This window comes from Methylobacterium organophilum, from assembly GCF_022179465.1.
GTDB lineage: Bacteria > Pseudomonadota > Alphaproteobacteria > Rhizobiales > Beijerinckiaceae > Methylobacterium > Methylobacterium organophilum.
The window spans coordinates 208,809-232,227 of the sequence record NZ_BPQV01000010.1 but is presented as its reverse complement, the minus strand read 5'-3'; the positions used below and the strand labels follow the sequence as shown (position 1 = coordinate 232,227).

At 69.0% G+C, this 23,419-nt stretch carries 14 protein-coding genes and 1 tRNA gene; 11 read left to right on the top strand and 4 right to left on the bottom strand.

Annotated elements, in window-relative coordinates:
* The 7 genes from dxs to MFF21_RS17285 form a co-directional block, all read left to right on the top strand.
* Window positions 1-1,196 (top strand): 1-deoxy-D-xylulose-5-phosphate synthase (gene dxs / locus MFF21_RS17315; protein WP_238312536.1); only part of this gene is annotated, 1,196 nt, incomplete at its 5' end.
* A 168-nt stretch (window positions 1,197-1,364) separates the two neighbouring features.
* Window positions 1,365-2,390 (top strand): hopanoid-associated sugar epimerase, encoded by a 1,026-nt coding sequence (gene hpnA, locus MFF21_RS17310; protein WP_238312535.1) that lies wholly within the window; start codon window positions 1,365-1,367, stop codon window positions 2,388-2,390.
* Window positions 2,387-3,289, top strand: a complete 903-nt coding sequence (hpnC, locus tag MFF21_RS17305) for a squalene synthase HpnC (RefSeq protein ID WP_238312534.1) — start codon at window positions 2,387-2,389, stop codon at window positions 3,287-3,289. Before hpnA ends, hpnC begins: the two co-directional genes overlap by 4 nt.
* Before the next feature lie 32 nt (window positions 3,290-3,321).
* Window positions 3,322-4,140, top strand: a complete 819-nt coding sequence (hpnD, locus tag MFF21_RS17300) for a presqualene diphosphate synthase HpnD (protein ID WP_238312548.1) — start codon at window positions 3,322-3,324, stop codon at window positions 4,138-4,140.
* Entirely contained in the window at window positions 4,140-5,441 is a 1,302-nt protein-coding gene (gene hpnE, locus MFF21_RS17295; RefSeq protein WP_238312533.1) for a hydroxysqualene dehydroxylase HpnE, read from the top strand. Before hpnD ends, hpnE begins: the two co-directional genes overlap by 1 nt.
* 40 nt (window positions 5,442-5,481) lie before the next feature.
* Window positions 5,482-7,482: a squalene--hopene cyclase gene (gene shc, locus MFF21_RS17290; protein ID WP_238312532.1), complete on the top strand. Its 2,001-nt coding sequence runs from the start codon at window positions 5,482-5,484 to the stop codon at window positions 7,480-7,482.
* 113 nt (window positions 7,483-7,595) lie between these two features.
* Entirely contained in the window at window positions 7,596-8,267 is a 672-nt protein-coding gene (locus MFF21_RS17285) for a spermidine synthase (protein ID WP_238312531.1), read from the top strand.
* Between the two features lie 106 nt (window positions 8,268-8,373).
* Here MFF21_RS17285 and MFF21_RS17280 read toward each other — a convergent pair whose 3' ends face one another.
* The 4 genes from MFF21_RS17280 to MFF21_RS17265 all read right to left on the bottom strand — a co-directional run bounded on the left by MFF21_RS17280 (window position 8,374) and on the right by MFF21_RS17265 (window position 20,072).
* Window positions 8,374-9,747, bottom strand: coding sequence for an aminotransferase class I/II-fold pyridoxal phosphate-dependent enzyme (locus tag MFF21_RS17280; RefSeq protein ID WP_238312530.1), 1,374 nt, complete (start codon window positions 9,745-9,747; stop codon window positions 8,374-8,376).
* A complete protein-coding gene (locus MFF21_RS17275; protein ID WP_238312547.1) occupies window positions 9,744-17,159 on the bottom strand; it encodes a type I polyketide synthase in 7,416 nt (2,471 codons plus the stop codon). The genes MFF21_RS17280 and MFF21_RS17275 overlap by 4 nt, the downstream gene beginning before the upstream one ends.
* 439 nt (window positions 17,160-17,598) lie before the next feature.
* Entirely contained in the window at window positions 17,599-18,924 is a 1,326-nt protein-coding gene (locus MFF21_RS17270; protein ID WP_238312529.1) for a UDP-glucose dehydrogenase family protein, read from the bottom strand.
* Between the two features lie 101 nt (window positions 18,925-19,025).
* Window positions 19,026-20,072 (bottom strand): hypothetical protein, encoded by a 1,047-nt coding sequence (locus tag MFF21_RS17265; RefSeq protein WP_238312528.1) that lies wholly within the window; start codon window positions 20,070-20,072, stop codon window positions 19,026-19,028.
* 175 nt (window positions 20,073-20,247) lie between these two features.
* Between MFF21_RS17265 and MFF21_RS17260 the strand changes: the two genes are divergently transcribed.
* From MFF21_RS17260 to MFF21_RS17245, 4 genes are all read left to right on the top strand, one after another.
* A tRNA-Val gene (locus MFF21_RS17260) sits at window positions 20,248-20,322 on the top strand.
* A 158-nt stretch (window positions 20,323-20,480) separates the two neighbouring features.
* Window positions 20,481-20,699 (top strand): hypothetical protein, encoded by a 219-nt coding sequence (locus tag MFF21_RS17255; RefSeq protein ID WP_238312527.1) that lies wholly within the window; start codon window positions 20,481-20,483, stop codon window positions 20,697-20,699.
* Between the two features lie 358 nt (window positions 20,700-21,057).
* Window positions 21,058-21,834: a glycosyltransferase family protein gene (locus MFF21_RS17250; RefSeq protein ID WP_238312526.1), complete on the top strand. Its 777-nt coding sequence runs from the start codon at window positions 21,058-21,060 to the stop codon at window positions 21,832-21,834.
* Between the two features lie 165 nt (window positions 21,835-21,999).
* The gene (locus MFF21_RS17245; RefSeq protein ID WP_238312525.1) at window positions 22,000-23,370 is read left to right on the top strand and encodes a glycosyltransferase 61 family protein; all 1,371 of its coding nucleotides are present in this window, start codon (window positions 22,000-22,002) and stop codon (window positions 23,368-23,370) included.
* Window positions 23,371-23,419 lie beyond the last annotated feature (49 nt).

Sequence of the window (23,419 nt, the reverse complement as noted above, 5' to 3'; positions counted from 1 at the left end):
GCTTCTACTATGTCGGCCCGGTCGACGGGCACAATCTCGACCACCTGCTGCCGGTGCTGAAGAACGTGCGCGACACCGAGCAGGGCCCGATCCTGCTGCACGTGGTCACGCAGAAGGGCAAGGGCTACGCCCCGGCCGAGGCTTCGGCCGACCGCTACCACGGGGTGGTGAAGTTCGACGTGGTCTCGGGCGTGCAGGCCAAGGCCAAGGCGAACGCGCCGAGCTACACCCGGGTGTTCGGCGAGAGCCTGATCAAGGCGGCCGATGCCGACGACAAGGTGGTGGCGATCACCGCGGCGATGCCCGGGGGCACCGGCATCGACCTGTTCGGCAAGGCGCATCCGACCCGGACCTTCGATGTCGGCATCGCCGAGCAGCATGCGGTGACCTTTGCCGGCGGTCTGGCGACGGAGGGCTACAAGCCGTTCGTGGCGATCTACTCGACCTTCCTGCAGCGGGCCTACGACCAGGTCGTGCACGACGTGGCCCTGCAGAACCTGCCCGTGCGGTTCTGCCTGGACCGGGCGGGCCTGGTCGGCGCGGACGGGGCGACCCACGCGGGGGCCTTCGATCTGGCCTATCTGTGCTGCCTGCCGAACATGACGGTGATGGCGGCGGCCGACGAGGCGGAGCTGGTGCACATGGTGGCCACCGCCCATGCCCACGACTCGGGCCCGATCGCCCTGCGCTATCCCCGCGGCGAGGGCGTGGGCGTGGAGATGCCCGAGCGGGGCGAGGTTCTGGCGATCGGCCGGGGCCGGGTGATCCGGCGTCCGGAGGGCGCGCGGGTGGCGCTGCTCTCACTGGGCACGCGCCTGGCCGAGGCGCTGAAGGCGGCGGACGCCCTGGCGGCGGAGGGCATCGCCGTGACGGTGGCGGATGCGCGCTTCGCCAAGCCGCTGGACGAGGACCTGATCCTGGATCTGGCCGGCAGCCACGAGGTGCTGGTGACCCTGGAGGAGGGCTCGGTCGGCGGCTTCGGGGCGATGGTGCTGCACCTGCTGGCGGCCAAGGGCGCCCTCGATGCGGGCACGCTCCGGGTGCGCACCATGACCCTGCCCGACACCTACCAGGACCACGACAAGCCCGAGAAGATGTACGCCGAGGCCGGCCTCGACGCACGCGGCATCCAAAATACCGTCCTCAACGCATTGCCGGCGGCGGATGCGCGGCCGGGGCGCCTGCGCCTCGCCTGATCGGGCCTGCAAGCGGAGCGCTTGCCGCTCCCGGTTTTCGGTGAGACAAGGCCCGCGCCTTTCGGAGGCGCGGGCCGTTCCGTACGAGCCGGCCTCCCCAGAGCCGAATCAAAGCGCCCGCCGTCCGTTCGGCGGCAGCGCCTGTCCCACGATGAATCCTGGCGTGCGATGACCGAGCCGACCCCGACCGGCCCCTTCGATGCAGGTCCGGTGCTCATCACCGGCGCGAGCGGCTTCCTCGGCGCCGCCCTCGTCGACGTGTTCCGCAAGGCGGGCTTCCGCGTGCGCATCACCGTGCGCGCCTCCTCGCCGCGCACCAACCTGACCTGGCCCGATGTCGAGATCGTCGAGGCCGACATGCGCGATGCCACCGCCGTCGCCGCGGCGATGAAGGGCCAGCGCTACCTCGTCCACGCCGCCGCCGATTACCGGCTCTGGGCGCCGGACATGGAGGAGATCGTCCGCACCAACCGCGACGGCACCCGCATCCTGATGGAGCAGGCGCTAAAAGCCGGCGTCGAGCGCATCGTCTACACGTCGAGCGTCGCGACCATCAAACCGCATGCCGACGGCACCCCCGCCGACGAGAACCGGCCGCTGACGCCCGAGACCGCCATCGGCGCCTACAAGCGCAGCAAGGTCGTGGCCGAGCGCGTGGTCGAGGAAATGGTCGCCCGCGACCGTCTGCCGGCGGTGATCGTCAATCCCTCGACGCCGATCGGCCCCCGGGACGTGAAGCCGACGCCCACCGGCCGCATCATCCTCGACGCCGCCCAGGGCAAGATCCCCGCCTTCGTCGATACGGGGCTGAACCTCGCCCATGTCGACGACGTGGCCGCCGGCCATCTGCTGGCCCTGCGCAAGGGGCGGATCGGCGAGCGCTACATCCTCGGCGGCGAGGACGTGATGCTGGCGCAGATGCTCGCCGACATCGCCGGCATGGTCGGCCGCAAAGCCCCGACCACGAAGCTGCCCTATGCGGTGATCTACCCGATCGCGTTCGTCTCCGAGCAGATCGCCCGCGTGACGGGCAAGGCCCCGCTCGCCACCCTCGACGGCGTGCGCATGTCGAAGTACCGGATGTTCTTCTCCGACGCCAAGGCGCGGGCGGAGCTCGGCTATTCGGCGCGGCCCTATCGCGAGGGCCTGTCCGACGCGATCCAGTGGTTCCGGACAGCGGGATACATGAAATGAGCGCCGCCTCGGCCATGCAGACCGCGAGCGACGCCCGCACGGGCAAGGGAGCGCACGACGAGAATTTTCCCGTCGCCTCGCACCTGATCCATCCGCGCAACCGCGGCGCGATCCTCGCCTTCTACAACTACGTGCGGGCGGGGGACGACGTCGCCGACCACGCGGATCTCTCGCCCGAGCGCAAGCTCGCGCTGCTCGATGCGCTCGCCGACGCGCTGACGGGGCAGGGGGCCTCCGACCCCTCGGTGGAGCCGCTGAAGCGCGAGCTCGCCGCCCACAAACTGCCGCCGACCCACGCCCTCGAACTGCTCGACGCCTTCCGCCTGGACGCCCGCAAGAGCCGCTACGCGGATTGGGACGAGCTGATCCAGTATTGCCGCTACTCGGCCATGCCGGTCGGGCGCTTCGTGCTCGACGTGCATGGCGAGGACCCGGCCCGGGTCTGGAAGACCTCCGACGCGATCTGCGCCGCCCTGCAGGTACTCAACCACATGCAGGATTGCGGCAAGGATTTCCGCCATCTCGACCGGGTCTACATCCCCCTCGACCTGATGGCGAAGCACGGCGCCGAGGTGTCGATGCTCGGCCTCGACCGCGCCACGCCGCAGCTCAAGGCCGTGATCCGCGAGCTGGCCGAGCGCACGCTGGTGCTGCTCGAAGAGGGCGCGCCGCTCCCCGGACAGATCGACGATTTCCGCCTGAGCCTGGAGATCGCCGCGATCCACCGGCTGGCCGTGGTGCTGACCCGGGGCCTGCTGACCCGCGATCCGCTCTCCGAGACGGTGCATCACAGCAAGGCTGCCTTCGCCATGACGGCTTTGGGCGGCATCGCCGCGACGCTGCTGCGACGGCCGTTCCGCAGCCGCGTCCGGAGGGGGAAGACGGGAGCGAACCGGTGAGCACGACCCTTTCGACCGCGGAAGCCCTGCCCATGGAGACCGGGCAGGCGCTGCCGGCCGCGGGCTCGTCCTTCTACACCGCCATGCGCCTCCTGCCGAAGGCGCGGCGCGAGGCGATGTACGCGGTCTATGCCTTCTGCCGCGCCGTGGACGACGTCGCCGACGAGGGCGGCCCCCGGGACGTGCGCGCCGCCGAGCTCGACCGCTGGCGCGCCGATATCGACGCGCTCTATGCCGGCAAGCCGCCCGCCCGGGTACGCGCCCTGGTCGATCCGATCCGGCAATACGGGCTGAAGCGCGAGGATTTCCAGGCGGTCATCGACGGCATGGCGATGGATGCGGAGGAGGACATCGTCGCCCCCTCCGAGGCCAAGCTCGACCTCTATTGCGACCGGGTGGCGAGCGCGGTCGGACGCCTGTCCGTGCGCATCTTCGGCATGCCGGAGGCGGACGGGATCACGCTCGCCTGGCACCAGGGCCGGGCCCTCCAGCTCACCAACATCCTGCGCGACATCGACGAGGATGCCGAGCGCGGCCGGCTCTACCTACCCCTCGAGAAGTTCCACGCCGTCGGGCTGAAGGATCCGACGCCGCGCAGCGCGCTCGCCCATCCGCGCCTCGCCGAGGTCTGCAACGCCGTCGCGGCCGAGGCGCAGGAGCATTACCGCCAGACCTGGGCGATCATCGCCCGCAACCCGCGCTCGACCACCAAGGCCGCCCGGCTGATGGCCGCGGCTTACCGCCTCTATCTCGACGCCGTGCTGCGCCGCGGCTGGGCCGCGCCCCGTGCGCGGGTGAAGCCGAGCAAGGCCGCGCTGATCGCGGTCGCGCTCCGCCACGGGATCTTCTGATGTCGGGAACCGTCCACGTCGTCGGCGCCGGGCTGGCCGGCCTCTCGGCGGCCGCCTCCCTCGCGGAAATGGGCCGCCATGTCGTGCTGCACGAGGCGGCCAAGCAGGCGGGCGGGCGCTGCCGCTCCTATTACGACCCCTCCCTCGGCCTCACCATCGACAACGGCAACCACCTGCTGCTCTCGGGCAATACCGCGGCCCTCGACTTCCTGACGCGGATCGGCGCGCCACAGGGGGTGCTCGACGGGCCGGACGAGGCCGCCTTCGACTTCGCGGATCTGCGCACCGGCGAGCGCTGGCAGCTGCGCCCCAATGCCGGCCGCCTGCCCTGGTGGGTGCTCGACGCCTCGCGCCGGGTGCCGGGCAGCCGCGCCTCCGACTACCTCGCCCCCTTGAGCCTGATGATGGCCGCCTCCGGCAAGGCGCCGGGCCGGGCCGGCACGATCGGCGAGAAGATGGCCTGCGAGGGCCTGCTCTACGAGCGGCTCTGGCATCCGGTGCTGCTCGCCGCCCTCAACACCGACCCGCGCGAGAGCGATGTCGGGCTCGCCGCGACCATCCTGAAGGAGACCCTGGGGGCGGGCGGCCGGGCCTGCCGGCCCCTCGTCGCGGTCCAGGGGCTCTCGGCCGCCTTCGTCGATCCGGCGCTCAGCTATCTCGCGGCCCGGGGCGGCGAGATCCGCTACGGGCGGCGCCTGCGCGCCCTCGGGATCTCCGGGGGCCGCATCGCCAGTCTCGACTTCGCGGACGGCCCGACCGAGATCGGGCCGCGGGACGGCGTCGTGCTGGCCTTGCCGCCCTGGGTCGCCGCCGATCTGCTGCCCGGCCTGCCGGCGCCGCAGGAATTTCGCTCCATCGTTAACGCGCATTTCGCAGGGGCTCCGCCGGCCGGCGCGCCGCTGCTGCTCGGCGTGGTCGGCGGCCTGACGGAGTGGCTCTTCGCCTATCCGGACCGGTTCTCCGTGACGATCAGCGGGGCCGACCACCTGCTCGACACGCCCCGCGAGGAGCTGGCCCGCCGGATCTGGGACGAGATCGCGGACCTTCACGGACTTGCACGCGAATTGCCTAGCTGGCAGATCGTCAAGGAGAAGCGGGCGACCTTCGCGGCCACGCCCGCCGAGGCGGCCCGGCGCGCCGGCGCGACGACCGTCTACACGAACCTGGTCCTGGCAGGCGACTGGACCGCGACGGGTCTGCCCTCGACGATCGAGGGCGCGATCCGCTCGGGTACCATGGCCGCGGACGCACTGACCCGTTCCGGGATGTGCGGGCGGACACAGGCGTCAAGCGCCGCGTGAAACAAAACGGCCGCGAAAGACGGTCGCAGAGGCGAGAACGATGCGAGAGGCAGCAGGCAAGGTCGAGACGCTCAAGCGTCCCCGGACCCGTGACGTGGCCATCGAGGAGGTCGAGCGCGCGATCCAGAGCGCGACCCGCGCCCTGACGGATCTCGCCCAGTCCGACGGCCATATCTGCTTCGAGCTGGAGGCGGATGCGACCATCCCCTCCGAATACGTGCTGTTCCACCACTTCCGGGGCACCGAGCCGCGGCCGGGCCTCGAGGCCAAGATCGGCAATTACCTGCGCCGCACCCAGTCGCCCGTGCATAGCGGCTGGGCGCTGGTGCATGACGGGCCGTTCGACATGAGCTGCACCGTCAAGGCGTATTTCGCCCTGAAGATGATCGGCGACGACATCGAGGCGCCGCATATGCGCCGTGCCCGCGAGGCGATCCTGACCCGCGGCGGCGCACGCAACGCCAACGTCTTCACCCGCTTCCTGCTCGCGCTCTACGGCGAGGTGCCCTGGGCGGCGGTGCCAGTGATGCCGGTGGAGGTGATGCACCTGCCGAAGTGGTTCCCCTTCCACCTCGACAAGGTCTCCTACTGGGCCCGCTGCACCATGGTGCCGCTCTTCGTGCTGCAGGCGAAGAAGCCGCGGGCGAAGAATCCGCGCGGCATCGGCGTGGGCGAGCTGTTCGTGACCCCGCCCGATTCGGTCACGTCCTGGCCGGGCTCCCCGCACGCGACCTGGCCGTGGACGCCGATCTTCGGCGCCGTCGACCGGGCGCTGCGCGTCACCGAGCCCTATTTCCCGAAGACGCCGCGCAAGCGCGCCATCGACAAGGCCGTGGCCTGGGTGAGCGAGCGTCTGAACGGCGAAGACGGGCTCGGCGCGATCTTCCCGGCCATGGTCAATTCCGTGCTCATGTACGAGGTGCTGGGCTATCCCTCGAACCACCCGCAGGTGAAGATCGCCTGCGAGGCGATCGAGAAGCTCGTAGCCGAGAAGGAGCACGAGGCCTATGTGCAGCCCTGCCTGTCCCCCGTCTGGGACACGGCGCTGAGCGCCCATGCCCTGCTCGAGGCGGGCGGCGAGGCTGCCGAGGGCGCGGCGCGCTCCGGCCTCGACTGGCTGAAGCCGCTCCAGGTCACCGACATCAAGGGCGACTGGGCCGCGACCAAGCCGGACGTGCGCCCCGGCGGCTGGGCCTTCCAGTACGCCAACCCGCATTACCCGGATCTCGACGACACCGCCGTGGTGGTGATGGCCATGGACCGCGCCCAGCGCCAGCACGGGCTGGTGAGCGGCATGCCGGATTACAGCCAGTCCATCGCCCGGGCGCGCGAGTGGGTCGAGGGCCTGCAGAGCGCCGATGGCGGCTGGGCGGCCTTCGACGCCGACAACAACCACCATTACCTCAACCACATCCCGTTCTCGGATCACGGCGCCCTGCTCGACCCGCCGACCGCGGACGTGACCGCCCGCGTCGTCTCGATGCTCGCCCAGCTCGGCGAGACCCGCGCGACGAGCCGCGCCCTCGACCGGGGCGTGACCTATCTCCTCAACGACCAGGAGAAGGACGGCAGCTGGTACGGCCGCTGGGGCATGAACTTCATCTACGGCACCTGGTCGGTGCTCTGTGCCCTGAACGCGGCCGGCGTCGATCCGCAATCGCCGGAGATCCGCAAGGCCGTGTCCTGGCTGATCGCGATCCAGAACCCGGATGGCGGCTGGGGCGAGGATGCCTCTTCCTACAAGATCAACCCGGCCTTCGAGCCTGGCTATTCCACCGCCTCGCAGACGGCCTGGGCGCTTCTCGCCCTGATGGCGGCGGGCGAGGTGGAGGATCCGGCCGTGGCCCGCGGCGTCAACTTCCTGACCCGCACGCAGGGCGCGGACGGCTTCTGGAACGAGGAGCGCTACACCGCCACCGGCTTCCCGCGGGTGTTCTACCTGCGCTACCACGGCTACCCGAAGTTCTTCCCGCTCTGGGCCATGGCCCGCTTCCGCAACCTGAAGCGCAGCAACACCGGCAAGGTCGCCTACGGGATGTGATCGCGTCGCGGCGGCGGACGATCTGACGAACGGCGCGGGGGCTCTCCGCGCCGTTTTGCTTTCGTCCCCGACCCTGCCGTTCGACCGTCCCCCCGGCACGAGGTCCCCCGACCATGATTCCCTGGGAACATCTCGATACCGCCTCGATCCCCGGCGAGGGCGACACGCTGCGGCTGATGCGGCGGGGCAAGGAATTCTCGATCCAGCTCGGCCAGAACGAGCTGATGAACAGCCGCCTCAGCGGGTCCGAGGAAGCGCTGGCCCGGCTCGCCGCCGAGCGGATCGGCCGCGCCCGGTCGCCACGGATGCTGATCGGCGGCTACGGCATGGGCTTCACCCTGCGCGCCGCGCTGGGCTGCCTGCCGGCAACGGCCGAGATCGTCGTGGCGGAACTGGTGCCGGCGGTGCTCGCCTGGGCGCGGGGCCCGATGGCGGAGCTGTCGGGGGCCAGCCTCGACGATCCGCGCGTGCGCCTGCGCGAGACCGACGTGGTCGCCGCGATCCGCGAGAGGCCGGCGGCCTGGGACGCGATCCTGCTCGACGTGGACAACGGCCCGGACGGGCTGACGCGGCCGGAGAACGACCGGCTCTACGACGCGGCGGGCCTGCACGCGGCGCGGGGGGCGCTGAGGCCGGGCGGCGTGCTCGCGGTCTGGTCGGCCCATCCCGACGACGCCTTCACGCGGCGCCTGCGGCAGGCGGGCTTCTCCGTTCAGGAGGAGACGGTGCGCGCCCATGCCGGACGCCGGGGCGCCCGGCACCGGATCTGGCTGGCTTCGCGCTAAAGCGCTTTCCGCCGAAGGGGACACCGGTTCGGCGTGAGAGGCGCGTTCCAGTAAGGGCTGGAGCCGCTCCCGATTTCAACGCGATCGGGGGCGGCTTGAGGGGGGCTCAGGCCCCCCGGCGTGCCATCAGTTGCTCGATCAGCGAGGCGCCGGTCTGGAGGGCGGCGAGCTCTTCCGCGACCGCGTTCACCGTGTCCTTGATCTGCTCCGGCGTATGCTCGGAGGTGATGAAGAAGCGCAGGCGCGAGGCGCGCTCGGGCACGGCCGGGTGGATGATCGGCTGCACGTTGATGCCGCGGGCGAACAGGCGGTCGGACAGCGTCACGGCCTTCAGCGAATCGCCGACGATCACCGGAATCACCGCGAGCCCGAGGCTGGTGCCGACATCGAGGCCGAGCTTCTTCGCGCTGGCGAGGAACAGGGCACCGTTGCGGCGCAGGCGTTCCACGCGCTCCGGCTCGGCATGGAGCAGGTTCAGCGCGGTCTCCGCGGCGGCGGCCAGGGGCGGGGACAGGCCGACGCTGTAGAGGAAGCCGCCCGCGGTGCATTTCAGATACTCGACCAGGGCGCTCGGCCCGGCGATGTAGCCGCCGCAGGTGGAGAGCGTCTTCGAAAGCGTGCCCATCCAGATGTCGACCGCCGAGGGGTCGACGCCGCAATGCTCATGCAGGCCGGCGCCGGTCCGGCCCAGCACGCCGAGCCCGTGGGCATCGTCGACCATCAGCCAGCAATCGTAGCGCTCCTTCAGCGCGACGAAGGCCGCGAGGTCCGGCGTATCACCGTCCATGCTGTAGAGGCCCTCGATCACGATCAGCGCCCGGCGATGCTCGTGGCGCGTGGCCGCGAGCAGCTTCTCGAGCGATTCCGCGTCGTTATGGGCGAAGGAGCGGCGCTTGGCGCCGGAGAGCTGCGCGCCGGTGACCACGCTGTTGTGGATCAGCGCGTCGTGGAAGATCACGTCCGGCTCTTCCAGGATGGCACCGATAGCGGTGACGTTGGTGGCGTGGCCGCTGACCATGACCACGCAGGCTTCGGTGCCGTAATGGCGCGCCAGGGCGTTCTCCAGGGAGAGATGCCCGGGGCGCTCCCCGGCCACCACCCGGCTCGCCGAAGCCGAGGTGCCGAACTGCTCGATGGCGCGCTTGGCCGCCGCGTTCACCTCGGGATGCCCGTTGAGGCCGAGATAATCGTAGGACGAGAAGTTGGTGAGCGCCTTGCCACCGATCCGCGTGGTCGCGCCGGCCTTGGCCTCGTGCACCCGGAAGAACGGGTTGTCGAGGCCGATCAGGTCGGCGGCGGAGCGCTGGAGCTTCAGCTCGCGGTAGCCCGTGAGCTTGGCGAAATCCTGCGCGGTCTCCTTCGCCGGGGCCTTGGCTTCGTTGCGCGGTGCCGACGGCTTGGCGGCGTGCCGCCCGAGCCGGTTGGTGACGAAGCTGGCGAGCGCCGCGCGCCCCCCATCCGATCCCGGGGCCTGACTCATAGGATTTCTTTGATGTCCTGGCTGTTCTGCTCGACGAGGTTCTGGAAGGGCGCCAGCGTCGCGGCATCGACATCGGCGCCGACATGCTTCTGGGCGAGGGTGAGCACGGCGCCCGCGGCCTCGTCAACCGGCGCCGAGACGGACTGGATCAGGGTCTCGGACAGCTCGTTGACGGTGAGGCCGGAGGAGATGCCGGCGGGCGGCGCCTCCAGGGCGAAGCGCTCCTGCAGGCTCGCCCCGAGCTCGACGCCCATGAGGGAATCGAGGCCGATTTCCGAGAGCGGCCGGGTGCGGCCGATATCGTCCTTGGGCAGGCGCAGGATGCGGGCGATGTCCTCGACGATGGCATCGGCCACCACCTTGCGCACCGCGTCGATGTCCTGGCTCTTGAGCAGCGCGCCGATATTGATCGCCGCGACGCCGCCGGCCTCCGCCTGGTTCTCGGAGCCGAGGCCCGCATAGCTCGGCGAGCGCATGGTGGCGAGGCGCTCGCGCGCCTTGCCCCAATGCATGGCGGCGATCGCGATCACCGCATCGTCGCTCTCCGCGCCCTGCGTCTCCAGGGCCTGGGCCATCAGGTCGAGGCAGTGGCGCGCATCCATCGGCGTCACGCCGACACGGCCCGCCAGGCTCTCCATCACCGCGCGGTTGCGGGCGAGCACGCCGACATCGCCGATCGCGCCCCAGGCGACCGCCAAGGCCGGCAGGCCGAGGCGGCGGCGCTGGCGGGCGAGGCCCTCCATGAAGCCGTTGGCGGCGACATAGGCGCCCTGGCCCGGATTGCCGATGAAGGTCGTGGCCGAGGAGAACAGCACGAAGTAGTCGATCTGCCGGCCGCGGGTGACCGCGTCGAGATGCTGGGCGCCGATCACCTTCGGCCGGATCACCGCCTCCAGCGCCTCGGCCTCCAGATTGGCAATCAGGCCATCGTTGAGCACCATGGCGCCGTGGATCACGCCGGCGAGGCGCTTGCCCCGCCGCTCGATCGCGTCGACGAGATCGTCCACCGCCTGCCGGCTGGTGATGTCGCAGGCCTTGGTCTCGACGGTGACGCCGCGGGCCTTCAGCTCGGCGATGACCGCCGCGCCCTCCGCGTTGGGTTTGCCGGTGCGGCCGACGAGCAGCAGGTGCTTCGCCCCCCGGTCGGCGAGCCAGCGCGCCGCCTCGATGCCGAAGCCGCCGAGGCCGCCGGTGACGAGGTGGACGTTGCGGTCGGACACCGCGAAGGGCTGGCGGGCGAGCTTGGCCACGCTGCCGGCCTTCGGCGGCGCGATCACGATCTTCCCGACATGCCCCGATTGCTGCATCAGCCGGAAGGCGTCGGAGGTCTCGTCCGCCGTGAAGGGCTGGTAGGGCAGGGGCTTCAGGCCACCCTCGGCGAAGAGCGCCATCACCTCGCGGAACATCCGCGCACCGTCCTCGCCCTGGTGCTGGAGCACCTGATCGAGGTCCACGCCGAAATAGGAGAGGTTCCGGCGGAAGGGACGCAGGCCGATATGGGTGTTGGCGACATAGTCGCGCTTGCCCAGCTCCACGAAGCGGCCGAAGGGCGCCATCACGTTGAGGGTGCGCTCCATCATCTCGCCGAAGAGCGAGTTGAGCACCACGTCGACGCCCTTGCCGGTGATGCGGCGGACATCGTCGACGAAGGCCAGGGAGCGGGAATCGAGCACGTGCTCGGCCCCGAGCGCCTGGACCAGGGCGCGCTTCTCGCGGGAGCCCGCCGTGGCGATGACGCGGGCGCCCTTGAGCTTGGCGATCTGCAGCGCGGCGAGGCCGACGCCGCCGGCACCGCCATGCACCAGCACCCACTCACCGCGGCGCAGCCGGGCGCAGGTGACGAGGCCGTAATAGGCGGTGAGGAAGGCCACCGGCACGGTCGCCGCCGCAGCGGGGGCGAGGCCCGCCGGCATCGGCGCCACCACGGCCTCCGGCACCACGATATGCGTGGCGAAGCCCGACTGGGCGAAGGCGACCACGGGATCGCCGACGGCGAACTCGGTCACGTCCGCCCCGACGGAGACGACGCGGCCGGCCACTTCCAGGCCGAGGCGGGGGCCGGCGAAGCCGTCCTCCAGGATCTCCTCGGGCAGCATGTTCAGCGCCCACAGCACGTCGCGGAAGTTGAGGCCGGTGGCCTCCACCGCGATCTCGACCTCGCCGGCCTTGGGGGCGGCGCGCTCGGCCGGGCCCCAGACCATCTCGTTGAGGCCGCCGGTGGTGCCGCGCTCGAGGCGGGCGGCGACGGCCGGCTCGAAGGTGCCTTCCCGACGCCGGGCCGGACGGCCGGCGGCGAAGCGGACGACGCGGGTCGCGTCCTCGTCCAGCACGATCTCGGTCTCCGGGGTGCCGGAGAGGACGAGGTCGCGCAGGCGCTCGGCGGCGGCCTTCGGATCCATGGCGGGCGACAGGTCGACCCGGCGCAGGTCGAGGCTCGCGGTCTCGTTGGCGAGCGCCCGGCTGAAGGCCCAGAGGCCGGTCTCGACGGAGCCGACCTGGCCGCCCCGGTCGCGGGTCGCGCCGGGCGCGATCACCCAGAGGCGGGTCGGGCGGCTGCCGAGATGCTCGGCGCAGCGCTTCAGGCTGAGGCAGCGGTCGCGCAGGCGGGCGGCGGCCTCGCCGCCCGGGGTGAAGGCGCCGGCCAGGAAGACCACCGTGTCCGGCGTCTCCCGCTCCAGCTCCTTCAGGGATTGCTCGGAATCGAGGATGATCGAGACATGCACGCCGCTCGCGATGAGCAGGGTGGCGAGCGAGGAGGCGGTCTCCGCGCCGACCTCGTCGTCCGAGCCGATCACGAAGGCGAAGCTCTGGCCATGGGCGGCGGCCGGGCGGGCCGGGGCCTCGGCCAGCAGCAGCAGGTCGTCGCCGTTGACGGAGACGGCGCGGTCGGCGGTGACGCGCACCAGGCCGGAGGCGCTGAGGCGGCGCTGCCACCCGATCGTATCGTCGAGCCGGCTGACCGGCATGTCGGGCAGGGCCGAATCGAACCAGTCGGCGTCGAGGCCGAAGACGAGGTCGCGGAACAGGGAGACGCCCGGCTCCACCGCCACCAGCAGGCCGCCGGTGGCGAGGCACGCGGAGAGGGCGGCCGGCAGGTCGCGCGCGCCGCGATGGAGGGTGTCGCTGGCCAGGATCAGGTCGAAGCCGGCCGGCGGCAGGTCGGCGGCGGCCTCGATCACGGTGACGCCGTGGGGCAAGGCGAGGCGCGCCCGCTCCGCCCGGCGGCGGTCGGTCTCGAACAGGCTCAGGCGGCCCTGGACCTCCTCCGCGAAGCGGGTCGCCTGGGCGGCGAGGGGCCCGAAGCCGACCTGGAGGACACGCAGCGCCCGGTCCTGGGGCAGCTTCGCCCGGACGCCTTCGACGATGCGGGCGACGGTCTCGGCCGAGGCGCGGGCGGTGGCGCCGCGCAGATGGAAGGCATCGATCGCCGCCTGATTGAGGCTGACCGCCTCCTCCAGGCCCTCGGCGACGAGGCGGCCGGCGAGGGCCGTGACGTCGGCCATCAGCACCAGCTCGGCGGAGAGCTCGGGATGGTCGGCGGCGACCCAGCGCATGATCTCTTCCGGATCGGGCAGGGTGACGTCGCTGCGCAGGCGCCAGTGCGCGCCGTCGAGATCGGCCAGCCCGCTGCTCTCCAGGGCATGCAGGGCGTTGACGAGCCAGGGGCGCAGGGCGGCGGGCAGCCGCGCGTCCTCGAGCGAGACGGCGCCCTCCGCCCCGACGAGGCCGGAAGCGACGCGGTAGGCCAGGGCCGTGGCCCAGCCTTCGAGCAGGAGATGGCCGGGGCCGAGATTGGCCTCGTCGTCGCCCTTGGCGGCCTCGGCCGCCGGCCGGACGATCTCGGCGATGGCCGGGCCGAGCAGGATCGGGAGCGCGGTCGGCTCGGAGGCGAGCTCGGTGCGCTGCGCCACGGCATAGGCCGCGAGCTCGTCGCCGCCGCGGGCGCGCAGGGCCTGGAAGCGGCCCTCGCGGATCGTGGCGACCACCGCGCCCTCGGCATCGACCAGGGTGAAGTCGGCCAGGATGCTGCGCTCGTTGCAGCGGCGCGTCTCGATCAGCGCGCGATGGATCACGGCGCCCGGCCGGATCAGGCGGATCTCGCCGAAGCGCACGGGCACATAGGCCTTCACCGCGTTCTCGCCGAGAAGCTCGGAGAAGAGCAGGATCAGGCCGTGGAAGCAGGCGTCCAGGCGGCCCGGCACGAGGCCGTAGCGCGCATCGGCCTCCGCCGGCACCAGCTCGGAGACGATGGTCGCCTCGTCGAGGCGGGCGGAGGCCGCCACCTGCCGGAAGGACGGGCCGAAGCCGAGGCCGGAGGCCAGCGCCCGGCGATAGAGATCGGCCCCCGCCACCGCCTGCTCGTCCGGCAGGTCGATCACGCGGGGCGCGGGGGCGCGGAACTGGCCCTCGACGATCTTGGCCTGGGCATGGAGCTGCCAGGCGGCCTGGGTCAGGCGGGGCCGGCTCAGGATCTGGATCTGGTTGCCGCCGCCCGAGAGCCGCACGGCGACCTCGCGCAGGGAATCCTCGGCGAGGATCATCGGCGAGTGGATCTCGAAATCGGCGAGGGTCACCGTCTCGGAGCGCAGCGCCTCGCGGGCGACGTGCAGGGCCATCTCCACGAAGCCGGCGCCCGGTACGAGCACCTGCCCATCGATGACGTGGTCGCCGAGCTCGGGCACGGTCGCGGCATCGAGATGGCCATGCCATTCGAGCCCGTCCGCCACGGCGCGGACGCCCGCGAGCGGGTGGTGGCTGCGGGTGTTGACCCAGCCCGCGCCCTCCGCCGTCTCCGCGAGGCGGAAGCTGCGGCGCTGCCAGGGATAGAGCGGCAGGGGCACGATCCCGGCGGGGTTGGTGCCGAACACGGCGGCCTCGTCGACCGCGGCGCCCGCCACGATCGCGGCGGCGACGGCGCGGGCGATGGGATCGCCCTCGGCCGGCTTGCGGTGGAGCACGCCGACGGAGGCGACCTCGATGCCGAGCGGCTCGACCGCGTCGCCGATATGGGGCAGCAGCGTCGCCCGCGGGCCGACCTCGACGAAGACGCGCACGCCCCGGCGGGTCGCCTCCTGCAGGGCCTCGCAGAAGCGGACCGGCTCACGGATATTGCGCCACCAGTAGCCGGCGCCGAACTTCGTGCCGGCGAGCACGTCGCCGGTGACGGTGGAGACCATCGCCGTGTGGCCGGCGGAGGGCTTCAGCCCGTCGAGATCGCGCAGCAGCGGCTTCTCGGTCGGGTCCATCAGCCGGCCGTGGAAGGGATATTCCAGGTCGAGCTTCTTGCCGCGGCGGCGCTTGCGCGCCAGCGCCTTCATCGCGGCCTCGATCGAGTCCACCGGGCCGGCGACGGTGATCGCCTTGGGGCTGTTATAGGCGGCGATGTCCAGGTCCGGATAATCGGCGAGGAAGGCTTCCATCTCCTCGACCGGGCCGAGCAGCACGGCCATGCTGCCGTGGCCGCGCGTCGTCTCCTGGTGCTTGCTGCGGTAGAAGATGACCCGCACCGCCTGTTCCAGGCTGAGGATGCCGGCGGCTTCCGCCGCGGCGATCTCGCCGACGCTGTGGCCGAGCACCGCCGCCGGCTTGAGGCCGCGGGCGCGCAGGGCCGCGTTGGAGGCGGCGGAGATCGCGAAGATCAGCGGCTGCGAGACGCGGGTGAGGGAGAGCTGCGCGTCGAGATCCTCGGCGAACAGCGCATCCTTGAGCGACCAGCCGGAATGGCCGGCGAAGAGCGTGTCGATCCGGTCGAAGGTCTCGCGGAAGGTCGGGTTCTCCGCATAGGCCTCGCGGCCCATGCCGGCCCACTGGCTCCCATTGCCGGAGAAGACGAAGGCGACCTCGGCGGCGCGGTCCACGGCGGTGCCGATGACGGCCTTCTCGGTCTCCTCGCCCTCGCCCACGGCGCGCAGGGTCTCGACCAGGGGCCCGTCCAGCGGGACGGCGAGGCGCACGGCCTGGCGCTCCCGGCGATGGGCGGCGGCGGCGGCGATGCGGGCGGTCTCGGCGGCATCGGCGTGCGCGAGGCGGTCGGCATAGTCCTGCGCCAGCTCGGAGAGGGCAGCCCGGCTCTGGGCCGAGAGGAGCAGCATCTCCGGCGCGCGGAAATCGGCGCCCGTCGCGGCCACGGGGGCCGGGTCGGTCAGCACGACGTGGGCGTTGGTGCCGCCGAAGCCGAAGGAATTCACGCCGGCGAAGCGCTCCTTGCCCCGCTTCAGCGGCAGGGGGGCGCGGTTCACCGCGAGGTTCAGGGTGTCGAACGGGATCTCGGGATTGAGCTCGGCCGCGTGCAGCGAGGCCGGCAGCAGGTCGTTCTCCAGGGCGAGATGCGCCTTGAGCAGGCCGGCCAGCCCCGAGACCGGCTCGGTATGGCCGATATTGGTCTTGATCGAGCCGATCGGCAGCGGGGCCTTGCGGCCCTTGCCGAGCTTGCTGCCGATGGCGTTGGCCTCGATCGGGTCGCCGACCGCGGTGCCGGTGCCGTGGGCCTCCACGAAGGCGATCGCGTCCGGCGCGATGCCGGCGTCGCGGTAGACCTGCTCCAGCAGGGCCGCCTGCGCCTCGCCCGAGGGCAGGGAGATGCCGGTGGTGCGCCCGTCCGAATTCACGCCGCTCGTCGCGATGACGCCGCGCACCAGGCTGCCGGCCCGCGCCGCCGCCTTGGCCGATTGCAGCACCAGCACCACACCGCCCTCGGCGCGGACATAGCCGTCCGCATTCGCCGAGAAGGCCTGGCACAGGCCCGTGCGCGAGAGCATCTGCGCGTTGGAGAAGGAGATGAAGCTGAACGGGCTCGCCAGCAGGTTCACGCCCGCGACGATGGCGGTGTCGACCTGACCGTTCTCGATCGCGGTGATCGCGGCGTTGAGCGCGACGAGCGAGGAGGAGCAGGCGGTGTCGAGGGTGAAGCTCGGCCCCTTGAGGTCGTAGATGTAGGAGAGGCGGTTTGAGACGATGGAGAGCGTGTTGCCCGTGGCGCCGTAGGCATCCGCGCTCGACGGATCGAGGATGCGCAGGTTGCCGTAATCCAGGGCCGAGGCGCCGACGAACACGCCGATATGGCTTCCCGCCACCGCCGAGGGACGCAGGCCCGCATCCTCCAGGGCCTCCCAGGTCAGCTCCAGCAGCAGGCGCTGCTGCGGATCCATCTGCTCGGCCTCGCGGGGCGAGATGCCGAACACGCCGGGATCGAAGGCCCAGATGTCGTCGAGGACGCCGGCGGCGAAGGTGTAGCTCTTGCCGCGCTCCTGCGCCCGCGGATGCAGGAAGCGCTCCCGCGTCCAGCGGTCGGCGGGGATCTCGGAGACCGCGCAACGCCCCTCGGTGAGCAATTGCCAGAGGGCCTCGACGCTGGGGGCACCGGGGAGCCGGCAAGCCCGGCCGATGATGGCGATATCCTGGCGCTGAGTCACGTCGATCCGCATACGCTCGTGGAAGAACGGGCGGCTCTCGCCGTCCGGCATGCACCCGTTTCGACCTTAGGCCGCACCCGCGAAGGCTGTCCAACGCTGCAGCGCAGAAACAGACTTGATCCTAAAGATTGGGTGATAGTGTGGCACGCGCCCATCAATCGAAACGGATGGGCTTGCACCACCATGAGTTGATAAAATCAGCAGACGCTTGCCAGCGACAGTCGAAAAACGCGCTCAAAAGCAGTCCATCGCGGCTATCGGGAACCGTATCCGGAAACAAACTGCCTGACCTCAAGCATCCGTGCGGCGGGAGAACGCCTGCGAACGTGACCAAAGGATGACGCAGGCCGCCGCGGATCCGGCGCCGGGACCGAATCCGGATGGGTGCGGACAGAGGGCCACAGCTGGCCCCGGGACCGCCGGGGAGACCGGGCGGGCCTCAGCCCTGTCCGGCCGTCCCGCTTCCGACGCCGACGCCGGTATAGTGGAAGCCGTGCCGCTCGGCATCGGCGGAGGCGTAGACGTTGCGCAGATCGACGAGCACCGGCGCCTTCATCGAGGCGCGCAGGCGGCCGAGATCGAGGGCGCGGAAGGCGTCCCACTCCGTGACGATCACCAGGGCATCCGCCCCCTCGGCGCAGGTATAGGCGTCCTCGGCATAGGTCACGCCTTCGAGCATCGGCCGCGCCTGCTCGATGCCCTCGGGATCGTAGGCGACCACCGCCGCGCCCGCATCGCGCAGCCCCGCGATGATCGACAGGGAGGGCGCGTCGCGCATGTCGTCGGTGTTGGGCTTGAAGGTCAGGCCGAGGATCGCGACCGTCTTGCCGCGGACCGAGCCGCCGCAGGCGGCGATCACCTTGCGGGCCATGGCGCGCTTGCGCTGGTCGTTGACCGCCACCACCGTCTCCACCAGACGGATCGGCGCCCCGTAATCCTGCGCGGTCTTCACCAGCGCCAGGGTGTCCTTGGGGAAGCAGGAGCCGCCATAGCCCGGCCCGGCATGGAGGAAGGTGCGGCCGATCCGGTTGTCGAGGCCGATGCCGCGGGCCACCTCCTGGACGTTCGCGCCGACCTGCTCGCAGAGATCCGCGATCTCGTTGATGAAGGTGATCTTGGTGGCCAGGAAGGCGTTGGCCGCGTACTTGGTCAGCTCCGCCGTGCGCCGCCCGGTGAACAGGATCGGCGAGTGGTTGAGGTAGAGCGGGCGGTAGATCTCGTTCATCACCGCCTTGGCGCGCTCGTCCTCCGTCCCGATGACGATCCGGTCCGGCCGCTTGAAGTCGCCGATCGCGGCGCCCTCGCGCAGGAATTCCGGATTGGAGACCACGGCGAACGCGGCCTCCGGCCGCGCCTCGCGGATGATGCGCTCGACCTCGTCGCCGGTGCCCACCGGAACCGTCGATTTCGTCACCACCACGGTGAACCCGTTCAGGGAGGCCGCGATCTCCTTGGCGGCGGCATAGACGTAGGAGAGATCCGCGAAGCCGTCCCCGCGCCGGGAGGGCGTGCCCACGGCGATGAAGACGGCATCCGCCCCCGCCACCGCTTCGGCCAGCTGCGTCCCGAAGGACAGCCGGTTCTGCCTCACGTTCTCCGCGACCAGGGCCTCGAGGCCCGGCTCGTAGATCGGCATCCGGCCCGCCTTCAGGCCCTCGATCTTGGCCGGATCCTTGTCGATGCAGACGACGTCGTGGCCGAAATCCGCGAAGCAGGCTCCGGACACCAGGCCCACATATCCCGACCCGACCATCGCTATGCGCATGTCACGCCTTTCCCATGCCGCAACAACCTACGGTTCGACCATGTTGCGGCGCACGGTCTTAGACACCTTTGCCGCCTGCGGCAAACCGGACGCCCGCCCTCTCACGCGCCCCAGCCCTTGGCGACGGAGCGCAGGACGAGGTCGCTGAGCACGCTGTCGAAATCCACCATGTCGGTGGCGACCTTGATCGTCTTCAGAAGGTCCGCAAGCGCCAGGATCGCCGGGCGCAGGCGGGGCGGGTCGGGCGGATCGGCCGTGATCCCGTTCTGGTCGAACAGGGTCGAGAGGAAGGCCCTGTGATAGTTGAAATGGCCGACGACGCCGACCCGGGCGAGCACCTCGACGGCGATGATCGAGGAGCCGGGCGTCACCCGCTCGTCGAAGCCGCGGGTGCCGAGCTGGCGGGTCAGCGGGTTGTAGAGGAAGTGGTAGACCTCCTCCGGCATGAACCGGAACAGGCGCTTCAGGCTCTTGGCGTCGGTGAAGTCGAACTCCGCCGCGTAGCGCGCGCCGTCCACGAAATTGCCCAGGCGCCAGTTCTGCGCCGGATCGGCGGCGAGCCCGGAGCGGTCGCGCAGCCAGGTCAGACGCTGGGCCATCTCCACATAGGGGTCATGGACGAGCATGGCCGACAGCGTCTCGGACTGGACGAAATGCGGCTCGTAACGGGGAAAGTTGATCGCCCCCGACATCAGGCAGGAGGTCATCTCCGCCGTGTCGAAGATCACCCGCAGGATCTCGTCGGAGAATTTCCCGATGCCGAAATAGCATTGCCGGAAATGCGGGAAGAGGGCCGCCTCGATCGGCAATTCCGGGTTCACGCTCGTGTTCACGAGAACCACGCGGTTCCGGGACAGGCCTTCCGGGGGCGCCCGGCGATAGACCAGCATGTTGGTGTCGGCGTCGCGGATCTCGAGCCGGTCGAGGGCGCCGAGCCCGGGCACGTGCTCCTCGGTGACCTGGAACACGCATTGGCCCGTGGAGTGCCAGCCCAGGGCGACGATGTTGGCATCGAAGCCCGTCGCGGCGATCTCGGCGACGCGGCGGCCATGGACCGAGACGTGGACCCGGCTCACCGCCGCCGGGTTGTCGGGCACCACCCATCCCACGATCCGGTCGCCGGAATCCGATTGGAGGAAGAAGCGCATGCCTCGCTAAGGGTGTCCCGCTCCGGCCGCCTTCGGCCGCGTCCGGAGGCCATAGCGCAATTTCTCCCGCATTGCAGGCGCGCAGAGTTTTCCGCGCGTTGCGCATGAGCTCGCTTGCATCGTCTGTCGGCTCTGGTTATAGCCCCCTCACCGCCGGGGCCGACAGGCCTCAGCCGGGCGCGTAGCTCAGCGGGAGAGCACTACCTTGACATGGTAGGGGTCACAGGTTCGATCCCTGTCGCGCCCACCATCGCAAGCCCTTGCGATGATTGCGGAAAATGGCTCCCATCACGGGAGCCTTTTTTGTTTCCGGGACAGACCGCGCTACCGGCACCGATCCGACGCCCCTGACCGGTCTCGCCGGTTCGGCCGACCGAACCGGCAAGTCTGGCACAGGCCTCCCTCGATATGGCCGCGCAACGCCCTTATGGCGGGAAGGCGGAGCGGCGTCCGGTGGATTTCGGCCGCCAGAACGTGTTCGACGTCACGATCGGCTTCACCTATGTCAGCACGGCGATGCCCTCACCGCTGGAGATGTCGCGTCGGGTGGGTGCCCTGATCGTCGTGCATGCCGCGCCGGAGCCGAGCCTCTTGCAAGGCGACGTCTGCTTCTCGAACATCTTCTGAGACTTCCGGAGCCAGACAGTGAAGGCCATCGACCAGCCCGGCATGCTGCCTGACGGAACCAAGTCGATTTCCGGCGATTCGCGCAGTGACCCGATCACCTCCGGCTCTGTGACAGACGGGCTCGCCGGCCGATCCGGGGATCCCGACCCGTCGGGATTCGAGGCCGGCAACGGACCGGGGCCGATCGCGGCCCTCCGCGAGGCGCATCTCCTGAAGCGCCCAAGGACGAGCGGGTGGGCACGGCTACCCTCGTTCATCTCTTCGTCTTGATGCTTCCCCTCCATGCGCCCCAGCCCGAGCGGCCGCTCTGCTCGGTCGCCAATGCCACGCGTGTCTCTCAACAGGTGGAAAAGGTCTGATGTACGTCTTCCCCATGGCCGGGCTGAGTCGGCGCTTTACGGAAGCCGGCTACACGGTTCCGAAGTTCATGCTGCCGGCAGGACCGATGAACCTGTTCCAACATTCGATCCATGGTTTCCGCGAGGCCTTCGAGACCGAGTCCTTCCTGTTCATCTATCTCGGGGCCACCTGTTCGGATGCCTTCATCCTCGACAGCGCGGCGGCGATCGGCCTTCGCCCGGAGAATGTCCGTCTCGCGCGCCTGGACCAACCGACAGACGGACAGGCGACCACGGTGGCGGAGGGGCTCGCCGTGGCGGGCGTCTCGGTGGACGAGCCCCTGACGATCTTCAACATCGACACGATCTATTCGGACTTCGCGCAACCCGACTTCTCCGGTCGCGGCCCAGTCGACGGATACCTGGACGTGTTCGTGGGGGAGGGGACCCACTGGTCCTTCGTCCGGCCGAAAATCGAGGGAGAGCGGCTGGGCGAGGCGATCGAGGTCACGGAAAAAATCCGCATCTCGAACCTGTGCAGCTCGGGACTCTATCACTTTGCCCGCGCAGGAAGCTTCATGAAAGAATTCGATGCGATCCGCAGCCGCTCCGTACACGAGCTGCAGGGCAATGAGCGCTACATCGCGCCGCTCTACAATGCCATGATCCAAAAAGGACAAACCGTCTATTACCGCGTGATCCGCTCCGACAGCATCCAATTCAGCGGCACGCCTGCCGAATACCACCGGTTTCTGGCGGATAACGGCTACCCCGAGAACGCACCGCCGGTCGGTTGAGCACGACGGAGATGATGTGCGTCGGCGTGTCCGGACGGCTGAGCTGCTACGCCTGTGGTTGCATCGCGCCGCCATCTGCCCAGGGAAAGGCTAAGTTGCCGATCCAATGAGAGACGGGCACGGCTCATAGATGCGCGAGTCCATCCCAAAGCAGGAATATGTGACATGATTTATGCAAAGAACGGAAATCTTTTCGGCCCTAGAACGCCGTCAGTTCTTGTCGACGATCTTCTAGAGACCCCGCTCTATTTCTTTGCTGCACATTTCAAATGCGTCTACGTCGTCAGCAGCATTGAGGGCGACAAAGTGTTTTTCGCCGATGGCCGCTCCTTCACACGTGCAGCGGTGATGGAGATCAATCCGATCCTAGTTCATGAGAACGGGCAGCGCCTTTTCCTGAACGGTCCCATCGAAGACGATATCCCCCATCATTTCATTTTGACCAATGATTATGACGGCAGCCTTTTGATTGGTCAGGAGATTGCGACCGATTATCCTGTGCTATTCGAATCCTTGGAAAAGGAGCGCATCTACGACACGACTGCGTTACGCGTGGAAACCGGACTGCACGGAGACGGAGACTATGTCATCCGCACGAACCACGGCCTGTTCTTCACCTTTGAGAACGCCATACTCTACGATCCATCTCGACCTTTGCAGAAGAATAATGCGCCGATTCTTCCGAGCTGCACGCCCTCTGGGCCCGGCGACGATCCGTTCAACAATCTAGGCCGAACCAAAATCCGAATTATTGAAGATACAGTCATGTATCTATGCAATCCATGGAGTAGCAATTATAATGTATTTCTACATGAATATTGCCCAGCAAGCTTTTTTGGAGAAAATTATGTTAATAATTTGAAGTACTACATTGCAAATATTGAATGGCAGAGAGAATTAATGGAACTTATGGGCGTTCCATCAGAGCATATTATCAAAGACGACAATGAAACAGCAGTTGTATTCCGAAGAGTTATAATTCCGCTGCGCTTTTCTAATCTTAGCTATATTGGCAAACAACTTGTAGATACTTATAAAAAGTTGCGCCAGACTCTGCGCGAAGCTGCAAAGCCGGTCGAAGCCAAGACGGGGAATCTTTTCCTCGGCCGGCGTCAGATGATGGGAAATACTGGTAACAACCGGTTCATGACCAATGCCGATCAGGTACTCGACTTGATCCGAGATTTTGGCGTCAAGCCTGTCTATGCCGAGGATTGCCCCCATATTCCGCAGAAATATGCCCAGTTGAGCCATGCCGACCTAATCATCACCGAAATCGGCGCCAATGTCTGTAATATTTGCCTATCGGAAAGCCCGAAGGCAATCATTCTGATTGCCTCGCCTGGGTGGTGGATTATTAAATACTACTGGAAATATCTAATGCAAACGATCCACCCAAATGCACGGGTCATCCTATTCGAAGATTGCTCCGTGGAAGATAATCATCAGTCCGATGACACCTTCAATAAGCCATTTAGGGTAAATGTTGAGACTTTACGGGGCGTATTGACATCAGTTATATTCGGTCAAACGTGAGCCCAACCTGTTGGCTCGATCTTACCCTTTGCGTATGGCTTCAATGGAT

Excerpts from the sequence above, each read along its gene's own strand:
- hpnA (WP_238312535.1), top strand. The coding sequence starts at position 1,365 with ATGACCGAGCCGACCCCGACCGGCCCCTTCGATGCAGGTCCGGTGCTC.
- MFF21_RS17280 (WP_238312530.1), bottom strand. The coding sequence starts at position 9,747 with ATGAGTCAGGCCCCGGGATCGGATGGGGGGCGCGCGGCGCTCGCCAGC.
- shc (WP_238312532.1), top strand. The coding sequence starts at position 5,482 with ATGCGAGAGGCAGCAGGCAAGGTCGAGACGCTCAAGCGTCCCCGGACC.
- MFF21_RS17255 (WP_238312527.1), top strand. The coding sequence starts at position 20,481 with ATGGCCGCGCAACGCCCTTATGGCGGGAAGGCGGAGCGGCGTCCGGTG.
- hpnD (WP_238312548.1), top strand. The coding sequence starts at position 3,322 with ATGGAGACCGGGCAGGCGCTGCCGGCCGCGGGCTCGTCCTTCTACACC.
- MFF21_RS17250 (WP_238312526.1), top strand. The coding sequence starts at position 21,058 with ATGTACGTCTTCCCCATGGCCGGGCTGAGTCGGCGCTTTACGGAAGCC.
- hpnE (WP_238312533.1), top strand. The coding sequence starts at position 4,140 with ATGTCGGGAACCGTCCACGTCGTCGGCGCCGGGCTGGCCGGCCTCTCG.
- MFF21_RS17265 (WP_238312528.1), bottom strand. The coding sequence starts at position 20,072 with ATGCGCTTCTTCCTCCAATCGGATTCCGGCGACCGGATCGTGGGATGG.
- MFF21_RS17270 (WP_238312529.1), bottom strand. The coding sequence starts at position 18,924 with ATGCGCATAGCGATGGTCGGGTCGGGATATGTGGGCCTGGTGTCCGGA.
- MFF21_RS17245 (WP_238312525.1), top strand. The coding sequence starts at position 22,000 with ATGATTTATGCAAAGAACGGAAATCTTTTCGGCCCTAGAACGCCGTCA.
- hpnC (WP_238312534.1), top strand. The coding sequence starts at position 2,387 with ATGAGCGCCGCCTCGGCCATGCAGACCGCGAGCGACGCCCGCACGGGC.
- MFF21_RS17285 (WP_238312531.1), top strand. The coding sequence starts at position 7,596 with ATGATTCCCTGGGAACATCTCGATACCGCCTCGATCCCCGGCGAGGGC.